Origin of the sequence: Mesorhizobium sp. M4A.F.Ca.ET.022.05.2.1 (assembly GCF_003998845.1) — a bacterium.
Lineage (GTDB): Bacteria > Pseudomonadota > Alphaproteobacteria > Rhizobiales > Rhizobiaceae > Mesorhizobium.
On record NZ_RZOJ01000615.1, the window covers coordinates 1 to 2,446 of the forward strand.

Genomic DNA, 2,446 nt, shown 5'->3' on the forward strand with positions numbered 1-2,446 from the left:
ATAGTAGCGCTCGGAGGTGTCGATGTTGTGGTTGTAGTAGTCGAGCCCGGCCTGCTTGAGCCGTTGCGCCTGATCGAGGTCGAGCATACCGAGCGTCATGCAGGTCTCCATGCCGAGCGCCTTCACGCCCTCGACCATGGCGATCACCGCCTCCATGTCGCGCTCCTTGGGGCTGCGCCACGCGGCCCCCATGCAATAGCGCGTGGCGCCGGCATCGCGGGCCTTCGTCGCCTCGGCGATGACGCGTTTGACCTCCATCAGCTTCGAAGCCTTGAGGCCGGACTGGTGATGGGCGGACTGACTGCAATAGCCGCAATCCTCGGGGCAGCCGCCGGTCTTGATCGAGAGCAGGCGCGACAACTGCACCCGGTTGGGATCGAAATTCTCGCGATGGATCGTCTGGGCCCGGAAGAGCAGGTCGTTGAAGGGAAGATCGTAAACCGCCCGGGCTTCCGCCCGGGTCCAAGGCGGAAGCGCCCAACCGAGAGGGTCCGATGTCAGGTCCAGGCCAAGTTCCGCGTTCATTCCACCTCCATCAGCAAAAGCGTTTGGGTATCAGCCAAGAAAACGGACTTCGGAGCCCGTCACGATCTGCCCACCAGCGCCGGCACGGGCAGAGCAGTGCGAGCTTCGTCGAGGATGGAGAAGCTGTAGCCTCCGCCCGCATCGCGCTCGACCGAATAGGTCAGGCGGTCGACGATCCGATTATCCTTGTCGAAGGTCAGCACACGCGGTTTGAGAGCGGTGAGCTCCGCCTGGTCCACATAGACCGAGTTGCAGATGATGACCTGGTCGCCTGGCTGGCAGGTGCGGGCCGCGGCGCCGTTGAGAATGCAGCAGCGCGAGCCGCGTTCGCCGAGGATGACATAGGTCGAAATCCGCGCGCCCGAATTCTTGTTCCAGATCTCGACAAATTCCATCGGCAGGATGCCTGCCTGTTCGCAATGGTCGGGATCGAGCGTGATCGAGCCGTGATAGTCGAGATTGGCCTCGGTGACATGGATGCCGTGCAGCTTGCCGGCAACGATTTTGCGCATCCCTTCCTCCAAAACGACTTTCGATCCTGTGCCCCTGTGCCGCTGTGCCCCTGTGCCTCGCGTTCGCGGCGCCTATCGCGTGCCTTCTTCGGCTTGAGCGCAAGAACGCTCCCTTCTGATCGCGTCGCAGGATTCGGTGAAGGCGACATCCAACAGGCAACCGAGTGCTTCCAGTCCGTGCGAGGCAGCCATCTGCCGCAGTTCGTCGAGCCGGCAGATGATAAAGCCAAGTGCTTCCACGCGGTCCTTTGTTTGCCCCTGGCCCGTCGCTTTCTCCTCGCCGCTAGAACTATGCGGTGCGCCAAGCAGGCTTGGGTCAGCGGTCGGTGGAACTAAGGACATGGTGGCGCGAGTTAGTCTGCGGCCAAAGGAGTTCCTGCGGTCCCGGTTCATGCCCTCCCCCTCAGTTCAGATGCCTGCGGCAATTCCGGTCCGCAGCCATATCAAGGCCAATGTCGAGAATGGGAGCGCTATGGGTAAGCCAGCCGACCGAGATGAGATCGACCCCGGTCGCGGCAATTGCGGGAGCCGTTCTCGGCGTTACCCGACCCGATGCTTCTGTGAGAGCTCTGCCGCCGACCATCGTCACAGCCTGGGAAAGTTCCTCGGGCGACATGTTGTCGAGAAGCACGGCGTCAACGCCGACTTGGAGTGCCATCTCAAGCTGGTCCAGCGTGTCGACCTCGACCTCTATCTTGACCATGTGACCTATGGCGCCGCGTGCTCGCTCGATGGCGGTACGGATATCGCCGGCAATAGCGATGTGGTTGTCCTTGATGAGCACGGCGTCGTCGAGCGCGAAGCGGTGGTTGGCGCCGCCACCGGCGCGCACGGCATATTTTTCCAGGACACGCAGACCGGGCGTCGTCTTTCGCGTGCACACGATCTTTGCGTTAAGGCCGCGCACCGCGTTTACGAGCGCTGCCGTAGCCGTCGCTATGCCGCTTAGCTTGCAGAGAAAATTGAGCGCCGTCCGTTCCGCCGTCAGCAGGCTGCGCGCCGGCCCGCTTACGATCGCGATGGTTTCGCCGGCCGAAACCTTGCCGCCCTCCGGACAGCGCAACTGCATGCTGATCCCAGGATCGACCAGCAGAAAGGCAAACATGACCAGATCAAGCCCGGCGACAACGCCCGCCTGCCGGGCATTCAACGCGAGCGTCGCCTTGCAATCGGCGGGGATGATCGCATCGCTCGTGATGTCGCCGGCCCTGCCAAAATCTTCCAGAAGGGCGCTGCGCACGATCGGTTCCAGGACGATCTGGGGGAGCGGTGCAAGGGAACTCATATCAGCAACTCCGTTCGGATCTCTGCCAGCTGAGCGCGACGGCACTCTCAAAGGCTGTGCAGAGCGTCAGTCGCGACGGGAGGGCGGCAGCATCGCGCCCAGTGAAATCGGACCGGTAGTGCGA

At 62.6% G+C, this 2,446-nt stretch carries 4 protein-coding genes; all 4 read right to left on the bottom strand.

The window, feature by feature from the left end; genetic code table 11:
• Positions 1-525 (bottom strand): radical SAM protein (locus tag EN745_RS33615; RefSeq protein WP_348630986.1); only part of this gene is annotated, 525 nt, incomplete at its 3' end.
• A 59-nt stretch (positions 526-584) separates the two neighbouring features.
• Positions 585-1,037 (bottom strand): aspartate 1-decarboxylase, encoded by a 453-nt coding sequence (gene panD, locus EN745_RS33620; protein WP_127423231.1) that lies wholly within the window; start codon positions 1,035-1,037, stop codon positions 585-587.
• A 72-nt stretch (positions 1,038-1,109) separates the two neighbouring features.
• The gene (locus EN745_RS33625; protein WP_127423232.1) at positions 1,110-1,430 is read right to left on the bottom strand and encodes a hypothetical protein; all 321 of its coding nucleotides are present in this window, start codon (positions 1,428-1,430) and stop codon (positions 1,110-1,112) included.
• 10 nt (positions 1,431-1,440) lie between these two features.
• Positions 1,441-2,322: a carboxylating nicotinate-nucleotide diphosphorylase gene (gene nadC, locus EN745_RS33630; RefSeq protein ID WP_127423233.1), complete on the bottom strand. Its 882-nt coding sequence runs from the start codon at positions 2,320-2,322 to the stop codon at positions 1,441-1,443.
• Positions 2,323-2,446 lie beyond the last annotated feature (124 nt).